Genomic DNA, 16,142 nt, shown 5'->3' on the forward strand with positions numbered 1-16,142 from the left:
GAAGCGGCTGAGAACGCAGGACAGGCGGCAGAAACCCACTGCCTGGCCGCGTTTATTGCCGAGGTCGCACATGCGGCTCAGATAGTTGCTCAGGTTAGAGGCGTAAGACTCACGGTTCTAGCGGTCGACAATACGCTCGCGTTCCGCGCGGATCGCGATGCCCTGTATTCGGCTCTTGGAAACCTTATCCAAATTGCGTTCAAGTTCACCCGTCCGCGAAGCACAGTCACCCTTAGCGCATACGCGATAGCGGATCGAATCCTCATCGACGTCAAGGACCATTGCGGCGGACTTCCGCCCGACGCGGCACGTGTTATGTTCGAACCCTTTACGCAGCAGTCCGCCGATAAGACCGGCCTTGGGTTAGGTCTATCGATTACAAAAAAGAGCGTTGAAACCTATCAAGGCGTCTTGAGCGTCAAGAACCGACCGGGCGTCGGTTGCATCTTCACCATTGACTTGCCGGGATATACAGCGTAGTTGCCAGAACTGCTCAACCGTGAAAATACCTGACGACTAGAAGCAGCCAAGCGGCCGCACGAGTAGGGGATGGCCATACGGTTGCGATAAAGTGCGATGGGCAACCGCAGTGTGACAGCAGCGCTATCGCCAGCGTCAGGGGTGACGAGTTCGCGCTCTACCTTTGCATTTATAAGTGAAGTTCCGCCGAGGAGCAGCTTGCTAGTCGCGACCTCGCCGTATAGCTGACCGGGCATTACGCCAATGCTCATTTGATTGACCTGGCCCATGCGTTCGCTCAGCGCGCGGCATACCCATTGCTCAATCGTGTTATGCATAACGGCGCTCATTCACGACAAAGAAAGCGCTCGACTTCCTAAGTCTAGGGAGAGAAATGAACACGTGCAGGCCTGTTCGAAACGCGGCGCTCATAAATTTTAAGGAGAACTACCATGGCTGTAGCAACGTTAAAAGATTTGTTTATCCACGCCTTGTCTGACGTTTATAGCGCAGAAAAGCAGTTGACGAAGGCGCTGCCGAAGCTCGCCCGCGCGTCGACCAACCCGGATCTTGCAGCCGCTTTTAAGACGCACCTTGAGGAGACGCAGGGGCAGATCGAGCGGATCGATCAGGTGGTAGCGAGCACCGAAATCAAGCTCCAGCGCGTCAAATGCGTGGCGATGGAAGGGCTTGTTGCAGAAGGTCAAGAGCACATCGAGGAAATCGAGAAAGGTCCGATCCTTGATGCAGCACTGATCGCCGCGGCGCAAAAGGTCGAACATTACGAGATTGCGAGCTATGGCACCCTCGCAGCCCTTGCCAAAAAGCTCGGGTACGCCGACGCGATGAATCTTCTTCTCGAAACCCTGGAAGAAGAAAAAGCCACAGACCAAAAGCTGACGATGCTCGCCGAGCAAGAGCTATCTGAGGAGGAGGCAGGCGCAAAAATCAGCAAGTGAAACGGGCGCGCCGCGTTTGACCTCAGACGCGGCGCCTGACTTGCACGGCAGTTGTAAGCGTCAGCCGCATTGGTTCTGGCTAGCCACGGGCTGCTCTCAGAAGCGCTCGTTGAAAGACCGCCGAGCAGCCGGAGGCACGACGTCCACGCATGACTGATTCCCTGTCACGGCACTGCTCCATCTTCTGGTTCGACTTCGCCCACTTTCTGTTGTTGTGCATGCGCGGGAGGAGCAGGTCCTACCGAGTTCACGGAGCATGAATGACGGAGCACGACAAGAATGAAGGGGGATTGGAGCGGGTTGCGCTCGCACTGCAGGGCGGCGGCGCCATCGCGCCTTAAAAAGCTGCTTTCCTGCAAGCGACGTGCGGCATTGCATCGTCCGAAGCTAATCCGATATGAGGTTTATATGGAACTTTATTATCGCCGTTATCGCCTTATCGTTTTGCAGCCGGTCGATCAGGAAGAAGTTGTGGTACTTCAGATCGTGGACCGGAGTGCGCAGTCGTGGACTCCAATCGCCTTCGGCCTTTCGGATGATATAGACGATGAATACAGGAGAGCGTTTGACTACGGCTTACAAGTCGTCGATGACGCGTGCGCAACCCGACTTGCATACCCAATAGACGAAACGCAACCACAGTATTAGGTAGCCCGGGAAAGCTTCAGTAAGCACCAATAGCTTCTAGCCGAGCGCGACGGATCGATCGGCCGAGCAAACGCAGACATGCTGCGACGATCACGGTGCACTCAAGACCGCTGGGAATGCGTCTCCCGTGGTGTCAACTGCCCGCCGTGCCCGCATGAACAGCGGCGAGCCATGCACGCTTAGCGGACTGTCGAAAGCTTCGTTGTAATGGCGGTAAAAGTAGACGAGAGTTGTGTGGCGAGTCCGCTCACGGAGGTCATGATGCCCAGCGCAAGTACGCCAGCGATCAGGCCGTATTCGATTGCGGTAATGCCGCGCGTATCGTTGAGATAGCGCTTGAAGAATTGCGTCATGATTCGATCCTCGGGGTCAACGTTGTAGTGTCGTTCGCCCGGTGTACTGATCGGTCGTCTGCATCGGTATGCGTCTCTCTCAGTTGACGAATCCGAGGGTTTTTGGGCGCAAAGTCTGATCGGGTACCCGGGCCTATTGCCAGCCTCTATGTATGAAGCATGCTTGGGCACTGCGCCTACGCGATACTCCACCTTCCCGCTATCGGCGCGGCGCGCCAAATCTTTAACGACCTCAACGAACTATTTTTGCTGTAACGCCGAACAACCGCCTCTAACACGAAAAATATCGATGCGTTGCTCAGTTCGCGCAGTATGATCCAACCCTGACCCCTAAAATCCGAGCAAAAGAAGTAATAAGAAAATGCTCGGAAAAGCAACACTGGCTATCGCCATTCCGAAAATAATCGCCAAGTCAGATCGGTATATGCGCGTTTCGGGTAGAGATGGCGGTCAAGAAGCGGATCAGGGGCTTCGATGAAGGAGCCGCCAACGTCGCCGTCAGCCTGCCTTAAATTTGACTCCTCTAGAAGTATTGTCATGTCTTGACCTCAATGCATTCCGTAATAAAAAGGAAACCGTCCGATGATTAAGCATGTCGTGTACCATCGCGGAACGGCTTTCTCAGATCGCAATTCTCGGCTGTGCGCTATCCACAACGACCGTGTTGTTCCGGAACACTTGGCGCCTTGAATGCCGCGTTACGTGACGTGGGTGCGCATCTAGCGACAATTTCGACTGGTTCGGCCCTTGGGCCTTAGCCCTGCGCCTCGCCTCTGCGCATCTGCGATGCCAAAAGAGCGTTTCCGCCGCTTCGCAGGATCGGCGGTTGCACACAAGAATAAAAGGCGAGATCGAATTTTAAAGACCCCTGGCCCGCGTCTGATAAACAGTCAGGTACCCGTAGCACGACGCCTCGCTCTTGTCTTGATGGCTGCCTAAGCGGCGCGGAAAACAAGGACAAGCACGCCCAGCGCTATCACCAAGCGAGGAACGTATGGAACGACGAAATATCGTAGTAGTAGCGGCGTCGACGGGCGGCTTGGAAGCGCTCAAGCAGTTGTTCAGCACGCTGCCGAGGGAGCTGCCCGCCTCGGTGTTCGTGGTGATGCATATCGGCGCCTATCCGAGCATTTTGCCCGCCATCTTACAAACCGTGTGCAATTTGCCGGTGAGACATGCCGCGGACAATGAGCCTTTTGCATTATCGACAATTTACATTGCGCCGCCGGACCGTCACCTGCTGCTCTTAAACGGCAGAACTTTGCTATCCAATGGACCGAAAGAGAACTTCACCCGCCCAGCGGCGGATCCTTTGTTTCGCTCGGCGGCCGTCACGTACGGCCAACGAGTGATCGGCGTGGTTCTGACCGGCGACCTCGACGACGGGGCCGCAGGGATGCGGGCGGTGCGCGCCTGCGGCGGGTACACCATCGTCCAGGATCCCGCTGATTGCCGCTCGCCTAGCATGCCCATCAATGCGCTGCGAGCCACCACCGCCGACGTCGTGGTTCCCATTGCGGAGCTAGGCACGGCCATCCGTCAAGCACTGGAGGCAACCATGACCACTCCAAAGGCACAAAATCAAGCGGACGCATTGGCGGCCGAGTCGGAAGACAGAATGATGCGTACCGGGAAGATCGAGCTCGCTGATCTCGATGCCATTGGCGTGCGCAGCTCGCTGACCTGCCCCGACTGCGGCGGCGTTGTATGGCGCATCGGTAGCGGGATGCCGCTGCGCTATCGCTGTCACACCGGTCACGCGTTTTCCGCGGTGGCCCTGGAAGATGAGCAACGCCGGCAATCCGAGAATGCAATCTGGCAGGCGATTCGGGCAATCGAAGAACGGATTTTCTTGGCACGCGAGCAACTCGAAGAGGGAAAAGTGGCCGGACTTGACGTCTCGCATCTAGTTGCCCGAGTTGCTAAGCTTGAGGAGGCAAAAGCGTCAACTCTGCGCGTCGTGCGAGAGGGCCTGATCGATAGCTGACAGTTGCAACCCCAACGCATTTGACGTGCGTCACCAATGCTCGTCCGCGGCCGGCTCGTCCAGGCCAGAAGCCTCGAAGAGTAAAAGATTGCGACGACGGAATGATCTGCGGCGCGGGCGAACCGACGAGAACGTAATTGAGGGTTTGTCCGTAAGGGGTACAAAACGGACGCGTCGCGCTGCAGGTACGTCCATCGAAGCCCCGCCGGCGATAGGGAAGGCTCTTGCATCGCCTGCTAGCGCCTTTGATTTCCCAAACAGGGACATGTTCCCGGGCTCACGCAATGCTGGGTTAAGTTGTCTTCACTTACAGGGCATACGTCGATGGCACACACTACAGGCAAGCGACCCAAACTAGTCCTCTATCCGACCAAGCCGGTGCCACCGAAAGCAGGCGCAGACAAAGGCGACTTCGTTGTCTATGCGTCGTACAGGGGCACACTGGCAAGCGGTTTTTATGGCACGTTAAAGGTCGTTCGTACCACAGACGGACGGCTGTTGTTTCCCTTTGACGGAGCAGGACCCATTGGTCCGTTTCCCACGAAACAAGAGGCATCGGTTGCCGCCGTAACGCTTGGGACCGAGATCGTCGCAGCAGATCTCGCTTATCCGGAGATATAGCGCACAGCAGCAAGGTAAGCGCGCCGTTGAAATCACGCGCCATCTGACTGACCTTCCAGCTATCGGACAGTGCAAGCACCGTCTGAGCTCGCTCCGACTTGATTATTTTAAAAGGCTGCCAGCATCCTGCCTTCAATTTTTTCCGACCCCGCCTCGGAGCAGTCGAGCAGTCGAGCTCGCCAGTCGACCGTTCGCACGGTGAAACCAACGCTATGATAGGTTGGCGGCTACGGAGTTCTTGGGACTGTCACGCACGCTTAAAAACCGCTTCATGATCGCGCTCGGGAACGTCGCGTAGGAGGACGCAGCATCAGGCCAGACCATAATCATTGGCGTTTGCGCCCGGGGCACGTCGCCGCAAAGGGAAGAGCACGCTGTCGCCCGACCGAGTCTTCCGACCGAGTGAGTCATGGAACAAGATCAACAAAATGCCGGTGATGGCCGCGCGGGGTCGCTTCCACTTCTTCCCGATGCTTCGGCGAGACCGCTGGTCGTAGGCATTGGAGGTTCCGCCGGTGGCTTGCAGGCCACGATGGCGTTGCTCGAAACACTTGGCGCCGAAGCTCCCTTGGCGATCGTCGTGGTGCTGCACCTCTCGCCTGACCATGAAAGCAGCGCGGCCGAGATATTGCAGCGGGTCACACCGCTGACGGTCAGCCAGGTCCGCGTCAGGACGCGCTTAGAAGCGGGACATGTGTACGTCATTGCGCCTGCGACCAAGCTGATCACTGATGACGGGCATGTGCAGCCGGGTGAGGCAAGCCGCAACAGGCCTTCATCCGTCATCGATCTTTTCTTCCGAACCCTAGGCGAAGTGCATGAGGAACGCGCGATCGGCATCGTCCTGTCTGGAACGGGCCAAGACGGTTCACTGGGGCTAGCTTCGATCAAGGAGCGAGGAGGGCTAACGATTGCGCAGGAGCCGGACGACGCCGAGTACGGGGAGATGCCGCAAGCGGCCATCAACACAGGAGCGATCGACCTGGTCTTGAGCGCGGAGGAAATCGGCCGGCGGTTGGTCGACCTCGCAAGAGCCCCCCGAAGCCGTTCGTCGGATTCCGATGCCGCGCTGGCGACGGACGCCGGTGCTGAAGCCGAGGTGGATGACGACACGTCCGACGAAAAAGCGTTGTACGACATTCTGGCGGCACTTCGAAATCGAAACAAACACGACTTCCGACATTACAAACGCGCCACGGTGCAACGTCGCATCGAGCGCAGAATGCGAGTCAACCGGCTGACCAGCATTGCAGAGTATCGCGACTTCGTGCGGCGCAATCCCGGCGAGTTGAGCCCGCTGCTGGCCGATCTCCTGATTAGTGTAACCAGCTTCTTTCGCGACCAGAGCTCCTTTTCCGCTCTGCAAAACGACCTCATTCCGAATCTGATGAATAGCGTCCCAGCGGGAGAAGAGGCGCGCATCTGGGTACCGGCTTGCGCATCGGGAGAGGAGAGCTACTCGGTCGCGATCCTGATTCAGGAATACGCGGACCGGATGCCGCAGCCCCCGCGGGTGCAGATTGTTGCAACTGACATCAATGAAGCGGCGCTTGAGGTAGCCCGAGCCGGCATCTACCCGGCGAACATCTCGGCCGACGTGACCGAATCCCGATTACTCGCCTACTTCGAGAAGGAAGAAGATCTTCGGTATCGCGTGCACCCCAGCGTGCGACAGATGATCGTCTTTGCGCAGCATAACGTGCTAAGCGACCCGCCCTTTTCACGGCTCGACCTGGTCTGTTGCCGCAATCTGCTGATCTACCTTGATCGCACCGCACAGGCGGTGGTTCTCGACATGTTCGCCTATGCATTGAAGCCGGGCGGCTATTTATTTCTCGGCAATGCGGAATCGATCGACGGGATCAGCACGGCGTTCGAGACGATCAGCAAGGAGCACCGAATTCTTCGACTACGCGGTGACGCTGGCGCGAACGCCCGGGGCAGAATCCCATCGAGGTTGATTGCCACCGAAATCCATCCGCGGTCTGGTTCGCGAGGCAAACCGGTGACCCACAGCTTCGATACGCGTCGCGGCAAGCCGCTCGAGGCGCTGCACGATCGTGCGCTCGCCGCCGCGTCGCCCCCGAGTGTGCTCATCAACGCGGATTACGAGATCGAACGAGTCTCGAGAGGCGCCAGTGACTTTATCGTTTTCAGTGCAGGCGTGCCCACGCGTAATCTTTTGAACAATGTGGCACCCGACATTCGGCTGGAGCTGCGGGCCGCGTTGTATCGCGCGAGTGCCTCCCAGCAGCGCGTGAAGGCCGTGTTCAGTCGACGTGACCAAGAAGGCCGCGCCACCGGTCCCGTCATGACGCTTACCGTGGACCCTGTGAAGTCGGCCGACGAGGAGTCGATGTACTGGCTGGTACTCTTTGACCAACCGCCTGAGGCCAGTGCACCTCTTTCAGAGGCAAGCGACCGTGATGTCACCACCTACGAAGCGGCCATCCAGCGCCTGGAAGATGAGAACCGGGCATTGAAGTCGCATCTGCAGGACACGCTTGATCGCTCAGCCGTATCGAACGAAGAACTGAAAGCGTCGAACGAAGAGCTCCAGGCGATCAATGAAGAGTTGCGTTCGGCCAAGGAAGAGCTGGAGACAAGTAAGGAGGAGCTGCAGTCCGCCAACGAGGAGTTGACCACGGTCAACTTCGAATTACGCATGAAGGTTGACGAGGCCGGGCGGAACAACGACGATCTGAGCAATTTGATGGAAGCGTCGGAGATCGCAACGGTCTTTGTTGACTCTGGGATGCGCGTGAAGCGTTTTACCCCGCAGGCGCGCCGCTTGTTTTCTCTCATCCCGTCGGATGTCGGCCGGCCTCTCATGGATGTGACGAACCGGCTTCGTTACGACGAAATCGTGGAAGACGCAACGGCTGCATTCAGGCAGTTGGTGCCCATCGAGCGCAGCGTCACGAGCGTCGACGACGAGCACTATCTTGCACGCATTCAGCCGTATCGCACGAGTCAGGACAAGATCGGGGGAGCGGTCTTGACCTTCATCGACGTGACCGAGCTGCGCGCGGCAGAAAGCCGCGTTCAGCGCACCGAAGAGCGCCTTCGGGATGCCATCGCGTCAAGCAAAGACTTTGCCGTGTTGAGCACCGACCTGCACGGCGTCATCACGACCTGGAACGAAGGCGCTGCAGTCATGTTCGGCTATCGTTCGGACGAAATTAAAGGTCAGTCGATCGACGTCCTCTTCACCCCGGAGGACCGTGCGGAGGGCGCGCCCAAGCAAGAGCGCAGCGCTGCGGCGCGAGCGGGCCGCGCTGCAGATGAACGCTGGCATCTTCGCAAGGATGGAACGCGCTTCTTTTGTAGCGGCGTCATGACACCCTTGAACACCAGCAACGGAGGAGGATTTGTCAAGATTGCCCGGGACGTATCGAATGCGAAGCGCCGAGAGTCGAAATACAATGAACAGATGACACAAGAGCGGCGCGCGAGCGCCCGGGTGAAGGCTGGCTCGGACTTGAAGGATCGCTTCCTGGCTGAGATGGCGCATGAGCTTAAGCAACCACTGAATCTCATACAGGTCAATGCCGAGCTCTTGATCCGTTTGCCGGAAACAAGGCACTCTGCTGCCGTTCAGCGGCTCGGCGGGACCATTATGCGTGCGGTATCGACGCAAGAAACAATCGTCAACGACTTGCTTGATTTTTCCCGGGTTCAGACCGGAAAACTACGACTGCATCGGCAACCGATAGATGTTGTGGAGATTGTCCGGCGCTTGAGCGAAGCCATGGCACCGGACGTGGCACGCAAGGACATCACGCTCCAGTTGCAGGCGCCTGACACGGTGGTGTGCGACTGTGACGCGGTACGATTCGAGCAGATTATCTGGAATCTGCTCGGCAACGCGGTGAAGTTCACGCCCGCAGGCGGCAGCATACGTGTCTCAGTCAGCGTTGATGAGCGCCACGCGACGCTCGAAGTTAGCGATACAGGCATCGGTATTTCGCCCGATTTCCTGCCTAAGGTCTTTGAGCTTTTTAGCCAGGGTGAAGCGGCGGAACCGATTAGTCCGCGCCGGATCGGACTGGGTATTGGATTGGCGCTCGTCAGGGAGCTGGTTCGGGCCCACGGCGGAAGCATTGAGGCAAGCTCGGCCGGTAAGGGCTTGGGCACGAGCTTTCGCGTCAGGTTACCGTTGTCCGCCGCCGGACTTAGACAACCCGACGACTCGCGATCCCCCATGTCCTTGCATCATCGCATCCTGCTGGTCGATGACGACGGCGACAGCTTATCCGCATTCGCAGAGCTGCTTCGCGGCGAAGGAGCTGATGTTGACATGACAAGCAGTCCCAAAAGAGCACTGACCATGCTCGAAGCCGGAGACTACGACGTGCTGTTGTCAGATATCCGCATGACGGAGATGTCCGGGTACGAACTGATCAAGCGGGCGCGAAGTCTAGAAACTCCGAAGCGTATTCGGGCGTTTGCAGTAAGTGGCGAAAGTGGCGAGGCCTCGGTGCGTGAGGCTTTAGCGGCGGGCTTTGACGGACACATCTCGAAGCCCGTGTCGCTTGAGCGGCTTCGGATGAGCTTGGGAGAGGCTTGACGCAATACTTCAAGCCTCCATAGTCACTTCCACCTACAGACGAATACGCTAAGCTGGCTATCAACGGTAACTGACCAGTACCGACGAATGCTCCACGAGCTCTACGCAAGCGCCAGGTTTCATACCGGGTTACGGTGGCGCACGCCGCTTTGCTCATTGCACGCGAGCGTCTGGCCTCAAGCTTTCTCGGCGCGCTTCAATGATCTCGTGGAGTCGGAAGAGCGCCATTTTTAGACTACCTTCCTGCGCTAGCCGATTCGCGATTAGCAAAACTTCATTCTCAAAATAATCCGCGTCGAGGAGGCGCTCCGTTTGAGCAATGAGCGCGATGACGTTGCCATAGAGCTGCTCCGGATATCGGCCAGGGTGCCGGTCCAAAACATTGAGCAATACGCTCCAGCGTTCCGAGACAACCTGCAAGGCTTGCGGTGATAACGCTTCCATAGTGGCCTCCACAACGAACGCAAGTTGTGAATGCTTCAACAATCGTCGTGCCATGAGACGCAGGCCCACTAGGTGAGGCCACATAGCCTTTACCCCTCGCTTCAACTCGGCGCGGCGCGATCACCGGATGTTGCCAGAGAACAGTCAGCTACGGTCACGACCTACCGACTTCGTGGTGTGGCGGACTGTTTCCACTGGCGCGCGATTTCGTGATCGCGAAGAGAGGCGGTCGGCCCGCCAAAGCGGGCCGACACCGTTGCTATCGTGACATGTGCCTAGACCTAGGACACTTGTTGATCTTAGGCTACCGCTTACTGAAAGCCAAAGAGAATTTGCGTCGAGTCAACCGCAGCGGGATCGGCGCAATCAAAGTTACAAATATACGCGAACGTACGTACCACTAAAAAAAGCCGATCGTTAGAGCGGGCTGAAGGAACGTGCCCTTGCGAGACACGATAATCAATCTGCTCTAATGTGACGAAGTCATACTGTTAGGTAACGAACGTGAGCCGTGCCGCAGCCAAAATTCCACACGTTGTAGGTGCCGAAAATGACGCCATTCGGAAGGCGCGAGTCTTAACGAAGCGATTGTCGCAACTCAGGTCTTTCAAGCGCTTAATTGGGCGTTCCAAAACACCTCCTCACGGTGCGCTGTACGGCTACCGCGGCGAGTGGTTCAATGCTCCCCAAACGCTTGCGACGTGGTGAATCGCGTTGAAGTATTCGGAAACAACAAGTGGCTTAATGATGTAAGCGTTCGCTCCTAGTTCGTAAGCCCGACGCACGTCTTCGTGTCCGTTGGACGACGTCAGCATCACCACCGGGACCCTCGAAAGTTCGGGAGCTTGCCGTATTCGGCGCAGGACGTCAAAACCATCGGAGCTCGGCATTTTGACGTCTAGGGTCTGTTTACATTCTCACTAGCGGTCCAAAGGCACAGGCAAGCGAAGCAAAGGCGAGATAGTTGCCGGCGAGCTTGTCGTAACGCGTGGCGACGCGACGAAAATGTTTGATACGGCAGAAAAAGCGCTCGACGATATTCCGAGTTCGATACAGCACTCGACTGTAACGGCGCTGGATCTTGCGATTCGAACGCGGCGGGATGACGGCCTTCGCGCCCGTCGCGCAGACGTTCTCGACAAACGTATTCGAGTCATAGCCCTTGTCGGCAATGACTGCTCCGGTACGCAGATGCTCTACCAGGGCATTCGCGTACGCGTGATCAGAGGCTTGCCCTTCGGTGACGATTAATCTCAGTGGACGTCCACCGTGATCGACGGCCACGTGCAATTTGGTCGTCAACCCGCCTCGCGAGCGGCCGATCGCTTGCGGACCGTTTCTTTTTCGAGCGCCTGATGAGTGCTGGTGCGCGCGTACGATGGTCGAATCGATCAACACATGTTTGATCTCGGAATCGTCGGCTACCGCGTGTATCACACTCTCCCACACGCCCTTGCGGCGCCATCTGGAGAAACGCATGTACACCGTATGCCATTTCCCGAACGCCTTGGGCAAGTCGCGCCACGGACAACCCGTGCGGCCGATCCAGAGAACGGCCTCGATAAACCATCGGTTGTCGGCCGCTGTTCGCCCAGGATCGCCTTCCTTGCCCGGCAACACCGACTCGATTCGTGCCCATATCTCGTCACTTAGTAACGTTCGGATCATCTTGCCCCGCTCGTGCAAAAGACAAGACGTAAAACATTTCATCGAATGTATACCGGCCCTAGCTTCTCTGACATTCGAACCTCCGTACAAACAGAAATTAGCAAATTTTCTGCTGTACGTGAAATCGAGGCATGGTAACTGTCAGGTTGCGTTTTAGGGCAGTATAGGTCAGACTAATGCCCCTCAAATCTGAATCACTGCCCCCTTTTTTGGTACGGCTGCGACTCAATCAAGAGAAGCCTATGAAACGTAAATATTCTGCTGCCATCCTCCCATCGAGCGGTCATCAATTCTGGTTCGCGCGACCAAGCGGCCAACGTTTGAACAGTCGGTGCGCTATCAATCATCGGTCTGAGGCCTCAGAAGGGCATGCTCTTCAAAAGTGCCTCGGTTCTGTCCTGTTTACGCGCGACTCTTCTCCTCGACGCTCTGAGCTTAAAGACGCTTTGCTTTCGCGGTGCGCGTCGCACGCAAGCTTTTGCTGATGTTTTGGCCCGATCCCACAGCACTTCGCGCTTCGTCGTCGGGCCTATTACGGTGAAAGTGCGCGATCGACCGTAATTGGGCTTGAAATTCCATTGGATTCTTGCCGCCGGACGCGACCAAGTCATCTCTGGGCAGTAGCAGCGCTGCCCTGGCTGATTCTACTGAGCTTCTTGACGGGCAACATGGACGGAGCGTTGCGCTTGCTGCGGGACGATGAAGCCGCAGTTTGTCGGCTAACGTGATGAGACGGTGGAAAGATTTCTCTAACCCAACAGCGCTATCGCGAGAGAACCTCTTTCACTATCATGTTTAAAAAGTTTGATTTATTTCTATGCGGACAGGTCAAATTCCGATTCATAAAATTCCAGTGTCTTACGCACTTGAACACACCATGTCGCATAGCCTTGAACGGTATGTAGAGCAAAAACTTCCCGCCGACTTACTGGAGCATGTTGCCGCGAATCGCATCCGCCTCGTAGTGGAGAACCAAGGAAGCGATAGATTTTTGCCGAACCAAATTGACTTTAGTTACAGGAAGACCCACAGAGTGGTTAATAGCTTAAGGCCCACTTGGCATACTCATGTTGATGATGATCAACATGAGTCCGTCATCCTTCGCATTCCATCCGGCTATGATTATATTCGTCATTTCTCATCACTGGTACTGCATTACCTTAAAGCCCGAATATCAAGTCCGCAGGATCTGATTACGATTAGATATGATATTCTCAACGATCGTCGTTATCCGGCCATGACTGGTCTAAATAAACTCGATATCGCGCGGGGTAGCCAAATTGTCATCGGTTGCTGTGATTTGTTAATTGCCGATATGCATGACAAGATCATTTCGTTTGAAGAAAACGATTTTTACATGTGCTGGAAAGCGAAGAATAATGTGGTTTTCCTCGGCTGTAAGTTCAGTTTCTGGGGCCGACTTTCTGGGAGCATCGCGCGTTCTATTTGCGAGAATTTTCGACCTGCTGAAATCATTTACTTCGGTAAACTGGGCGCACTTACAGTGCCTTCCGATATCTACGATAAAATTTTCACACCGTCGCAGTTCCACACGTACAGTTGTTTGACAAGGCTCGGCCCCTCCATCACGTTAAAAAACAGCATGGCACAGTTTAATGACAACGGTTTGATTGGTGTCCACGCGTCAGTTCCTACGATCATAGAAGAAACATTTCAACAGCGTCAGCATTTGGCGCAGTGCGGTGTAGAGTCAATTGACAACGAAATCGCCTTTATTGCCCGCGAGATCCATCGCTACAACGTTCGGACGTGCTCGCAGGTTACCTATTCCCCGATTCACTACGCCACCGATTACCTGAGAAGCCGTAGCGACTGGTCGCTACATGTACACCACGATCTTGCACGAGGGCGTTCCCCCTCATCCCTGCACAAGAAAAAAATCATCATCAGCAAAATTACACGTATCATGAAAAACTACTTGTGGTGATTCATGTATTGTCAGCTTATTTCCGTCCTTCTGAATGCACTCTCTGTGCTGTTGGCTAAGCTCGCCCTTAACCAGGTCAGTGAAAACGCGTTTCTCGCGATCTACGCCCTGACATTTATTTCTCTCGCGTTAATGTATGCTCGCGTAAGCGAATTGGCCCAATATCTCTGCTCCCGGAATGGTTTGGCTTCGGCTCTATTCAATTCGCTCGGTACTTGGTGTTTCTATAAAGGGCTGGAAAAATTGACGCCAGGAACGCACTCCTTTGTTGCGCGCAGCTACATCATTTTCGGCACGCTTATATCAGTGCTATGGTTCCGCGAAAAACTGACAACGACAAAGCTTTTCGTGTTGCTGGCTTGCATCACAGGGGTAGTACTTTCGTCGCTGCCTGCCGCCGCAGGGAGCGTCACCTTCGAGGCGGTGATGCTTACGCTGCTTTCTTCACTACTTTTTGCACTTAATTACGCCGTTTTGAAAAAGAAACCGACAGATATCCATCCCTGTGTACCTCTGGGAACCAACGGTTTTTGTCTTCTGATACTGCTTGGTTGCTTATCCGTTAGTCAAAAGGGATGGCCCTTCAGCGAGATTGCGATTCATGGGATAATTTACATCGTATTGAGTGCCGCATTTATATTCTACTCAATGTTTGCCTACATCAAATCAGCAGGAACCATTGATTTTCATGTTGCTACCGCGCTACGTGCGCTGTCGCCCGTGGTCGTAACGCTGATATCGCTGCCCTTCTTCGGCTATTCAGGGAGTCCGATTCAGATGAATGGTGAGGTACTAATCGTCGTTTCAATTGTTGCTATGGGAATTACACAAAAAATGAACACGGGAAGGTCAGTTAAATGACTATCGAACGCGAACGCCCCTATCTGGCGATTTACTGCATCGTCCGCAATGGCAATCATGTGCTTATGCTCCGGCGGGCAAACACCGGCTATGCTGATGGAAAATGGTCGTTCCCAGCCGGGCACGTTGATGAAAAAGAATCTTTAACCACGGCAGCCAGTCGCGAGTTAAAAGAAGAGACTGGTCTGTCCGTCTTGGAAACGGACTGGATATTTCATTCTATGATGCACCGAAGAACCGCAGATCGTCGGGTCATCGACGTGTTTATGGAAGCGACCAACTGGCAGGGGCAACCCGTCAATACCGAACCACATAAATGCAGTGCAATAAGATTCATGTCTCCGATGGGCCCTGATATTGACCTAATGGATTATATCGTTCCCGTGTTTCTTTCTTTGGCAGGTGATGGAACAGAGCCCTACCTTGAGTGGGGATGGAGCACTCATAATGATTAAGTCGACTGGCCCTCAACTCATCACTGACCAGACAGCAGAGGCATACAGGAGCAGTCTGCTGACATACCGCGACTATTCTGGCACTTCCACTGTGGTGCGTGAATACGAGAAAATGCTGGAAACGTATTTCCAGGTCAATCACGTTATCGCCGTCTCGTCAGGGACTGCGGCGATTCATGCCGGATTGGTAGCTATGGGCATCGGTAAAGGTTGTCGTGTCGCCGTACCAGCGATATGTGCCGTGATGACAGTAGTGCCGGTCGTTCAGCTAGGTGCTATACCCGTTGTTATTGATTCCGATGGCGATAGCTTTTGTATGGATCCGAAGCAACTGGAACGCGAGATGGAAAAGGGTCTGAAAGTGGTCATCGCCTGTGGAATGTGGGGAAATCCCGGTACGTCAAAAGCAATGCTGTCACTTTCTGAAAGGTTTAACGTTCCGATTTTGGAAGATGCCGCACAGTCTCTGGGCGCGTCAACGCCCTGTGGACGGGAAGGATTAAAAGGTCGAATTGGTTGCTTTAGCACTCACGAGTACAAGCTGCTATCAACGGGCGAAGGTGGTTTTATTACAACCAACGATGCTGATATCGCCGAACGCCTGCGGGCATTTATTAGACTCGGTTTTGACGGTAAGGCGTACGGTAATCAGTTTGGTGTGAATTACAAACTGTCTGGATTCCAGGCTATTGCGGGGATGAACGCCATCCGTAACCTTGCCAGCTATCTATCACGGCGCCAGGAGTTATGCGTGGCGTGGGAAGAACATCTATCTGGTGTAAAACATCTCGCACCGATTCAGGTCGCTGATAGCGGTACGAGTGCCCCTTATGCCTGCATCATGCTTTTTGATGACGATACGGATGGGGTGCGGTTTGCGGAGGAACTCGCTGCTAGAGAATTCCTGACTGATCCATACCGATATGAACTGAAACCAATTACGTGTTATCCGGTTTTCTCGGATTATCACCCCGGGAATGGACGGTTACCTAACGCAATATCCTTCCTTCACCGGCTATTGGTTTTACCAGTACATGACAATATCAGCTTGCAGGATATAACCAATGGCGCCCGGATAATAAAGAAAATACGAAGCATATAAGCCATCACAGGTAAATGCCGCTTTGACGCCAGTCCCGATAAGTGGCAACGCCGTAACCAAGCATTCC

Annotated in this window: 13 protein-coding genes; 9 read left to right on the forward strand and 4 right to left on the reverse strand. The window is 55.1% G+C overall.

The window, feature by feature from the left end:
• Both P9292_RS00005 and P9292_RS00010 read left to right on the forward strand, forming a co-directional pair.
• The coding region (locus P9292_RS00005; RefSeq protein WP_309957733.1) for a HAMP domain-containing sensor histidine kinase at window positions 1–480 on the forward strand (480 nt) is incomplete at its 5' end.
• A 431-nt stretch (window positions 481–911) separates the two neighbouring features.
• Complete coding sequence (locus tag P9292_RS00010; RefSeq protein ID WP_309957735.1) at window positions 912–1,418, forward strand: DUF892 family protein; 507 nt, start codon at window positions 912–914, stop codon at window positions 1,416–1,418.
• An 827-nt stretch (window positions 1,419–2,245) separates the two neighbouring features.
• Here the strand turns inward: P9292_RS00010 and P9292_RS00015 are convergent.
• Window positions 2,246–2,419 (reverse strand): Flp family type IVb pilin, encoded by a 174-nt coding sequence (locus P9292_RS00015; protein WP_309853086.1) that lies wholly within the window; start codon window positions 2,417–2,419, stop codon window positions 2,246–2,248.
• A gap of 994 nt (window positions 2,420–3,413) precedes the next feature.
• Between P9292_RS00015 and P9292_RS00020 the strand changes: the two genes are divergently transcribed.
• The 3 genes from P9292_RS00020 (at window position 3,414) to P9292_RS00030 (ending at window position 9,597) form a co-directional block, all read left to right on the forward strand.
• Complete coding sequence (locus P9292_RS00020) at window positions 3,414–4,406, forward strand: chemotaxis protein CheB (protein WP_309853082.1); 993 nt, start codon at window positions 3,414–3,416, stop codon at window positions 4,404–4,406.
• A gap of 324 nt (window positions 4,407–4,730) precedes the next feature.
• Entirely contained in the window at window positions 4,731–5,027 is a 297-nt protein-coding gene (locus tag P9292_RS00025) for a DUF6723 family protein (RefSeq protein ID WP_309853080.1), read from the forward strand.
• Between the two features lie 409 nt (window positions 5,028–5,436).
• Window positions 5,437–9,597: a CheR family methyltransferase gene (locus P9292_RS00030; RefSeq protein ID WP_309957737.1), complete on the forward strand. Its 4,161-nt coding sequence runs from the start codon at window positions 5,437–5,439 to the stop codon at window positions 9,595–9,597.
• 153 nt (window positions 9,598–9,750) lie between these two features.
• Here the strand turns inward: P9292_RS00030 and P9292_RS00035 are convergent, their stop codons facing one another.
• The 3 genes from P9292_RS00035 to P9292_RS00040 form a co-directional block, all read right to left on the reverse strand.
• On the reverse strand, window positions 9,751–10,041 hold the full coding sequence (locus P9292_RS00035) for a hypothetical protein (protein WP_309854530.1): 291 nt from the start codon (window positions 10,039–10,041) through the stop codon (window positions 9,751–9,753).
• A 659-nt stretch (window positions 10,042–10,700) separates the two neighbouring features.
• Window positions 10,701–10,931, reverse strand: coding sequence for a response regulator (locus P9292_RS43010; protein ID WP_404989517.1), 231 nt, complete (start codon window positions 10,929–10,931; stop codon window positions 10,701–10,703).
• 19 nt (window positions 10,932–10,950) lie between these two features.
• Window positions 10,951–11,709, reverse strand: coding sequence for an IS5 family transposase (locus P9292_RS00040; protein WP_309851706.1), 759 nt, complete (start codon window positions 11,707–11,709; stop codon window positions 10,951–10,953).
• Window positions 11,710–12,586: 877 nt separating this feature from the next.
• Between P9292_RS00040 and P9292_RS00045 the strand changes: the two genes are divergently transcribed.
• The 4 genes from P9292_RS00045 to P9292_RS00060 are packed head-to-tail and all read left to right on the forward strand — an operon-like array spanning window position 12,587 to window position 16,075.
• Complete coding sequence (locus tag P9292_RS00045; RefSeq protein WP_309854404.1) at window positions 12,587–13,657, forward strand: hypothetical protein; 1,071 nt, start codon at window positions 12,587–12,589, stop codon at window positions 13,655–13,657.
• Between the two features lie 3 nt (window positions 13,658–13,660).
• Window positions 13,661–14,518, forward strand: a complete 858-nt coding sequence (locus tag P9292_RS00050; RefSeq protein ID WP_309854407.1) for a DMT family transporter — start codon at window positions 13,661–13,663, stop codon at window positions 14,516–14,518.
• Entirely contained in the window at window positions 14,515–14,973 is a 459-nt protein-coding gene (locus P9292_RS00055; RefSeq protein WP_309854410.1) for an NUDIX domain-containing protein, read from the forward strand. The genes P9292_RS00050 and P9292_RS00055 overlap by 4 nt, the downstream gene beginning before the upstream one ends.
• Entirely contained in the window at window positions 14,966–16,075 is a 1,110-nt protein-coding gene (locus tag P9292_RS00060; protein WP_309854413.1) for a DegT/DnrJ/EryC1/StrS family aminotransferase, read from the forward strand. The genes P9292_RS00055 and P9292_RS00060 overlap by 8 nt, the downstream gene beginning before the upstream one ends.
• Window positions 16,076–16,142: the final 67 nt, after the last annotated feature.

Origin of the sequence: Caballeronia sp. LZ001, from assembly GCF_031450875.1 — a bacterium.
Taxonomy (GTDB): domain Bacteria; phylum Pseudomonadota; class Gammaproteobacteria; order Burkholderiales; family Burkholderiaceae; genus Caballeronia.

Coding starts and splice junctions, on each gene's coding strand:
- P9292_RS00020 (WP_309853082.1), top strand. CDS start 3,414: ATGGAACGACGAAATATCGTAGTAGTAGCGGCGTCGACGGGCGGCTTG.
- P9292_RS00060 (WP_309854413.1), top strand. CDS start 14,966: ATGATTAAGTCGACTGGCCCTCAACTCATCACTGACCAGACAGCAGAG.
- P9292_RS00055 (WP_309854410.1), top strand. CDS start 14,515: ATGACTATCGAACGCGAACGCCCCTATCTGGCGATTTACTGCATCGTC.
- P9292_RS00035 (WP_309854530.1), bottom strand. CDS start 10,041: ATGGAAGCGTTATCACCGCAAGCCTTGCAGGTTGTCTCGGAACGCTGG.
- P9292_RS00040 (WP_309851706.1), bottom strand. CDS start 11,709: ATGATCCGAACGTTACTAAGTGACGAGATATGGGCACGAATCGAGTCG.
- P9292_RS00015 (WP_309853086.1), bottom strand. CDS start 2,419: ATGACGCAATTCTTCAAGCGCTATCTCAACGATACGCGCGGCATTACC.
- P9292_RS00030 (WP_309957737.1), top strand. CDS start 5,437: ATGGAACAAGATCAACAAAATGCCGGTGATGGCCGCGCGGGGTCGCTT.
- P9292_RS00045 (WP_309854404.1), top strand. CDS start 12,587: ATGTCGCATAGCCTTGAACGGTATGTAGAGCAAAAACTTCCCGCCGAC.
- P9292_RS00050 (WP_309854407.1), top strand. CDS start 13,661: ATGTATTGTCAGCTTATTTCCGTCCTTCTGAATGCACTCTCTGTGCTG.
- P9292_RS00025 (WP_309853080.1), top strand. CDS start 4,731: ATGGCACACACTACAGGCAAGCGACCCAAACTAGTCCTCTATCCGACC.
- P9292_RS43010 (WP_404989517.1), bottom strand. CDS start 10,931: ATGCCGAGCTCCGATGGTTTTGACGTCCTGCGCCGAATACGGCAAGCT.
- P9292_RS00010 (WP_309957735.1), top strand. CDS start 912: ATGGCTGTAGCAACGTTAAAAGATTTGTTTATCCACGCCTTGTCTGAC.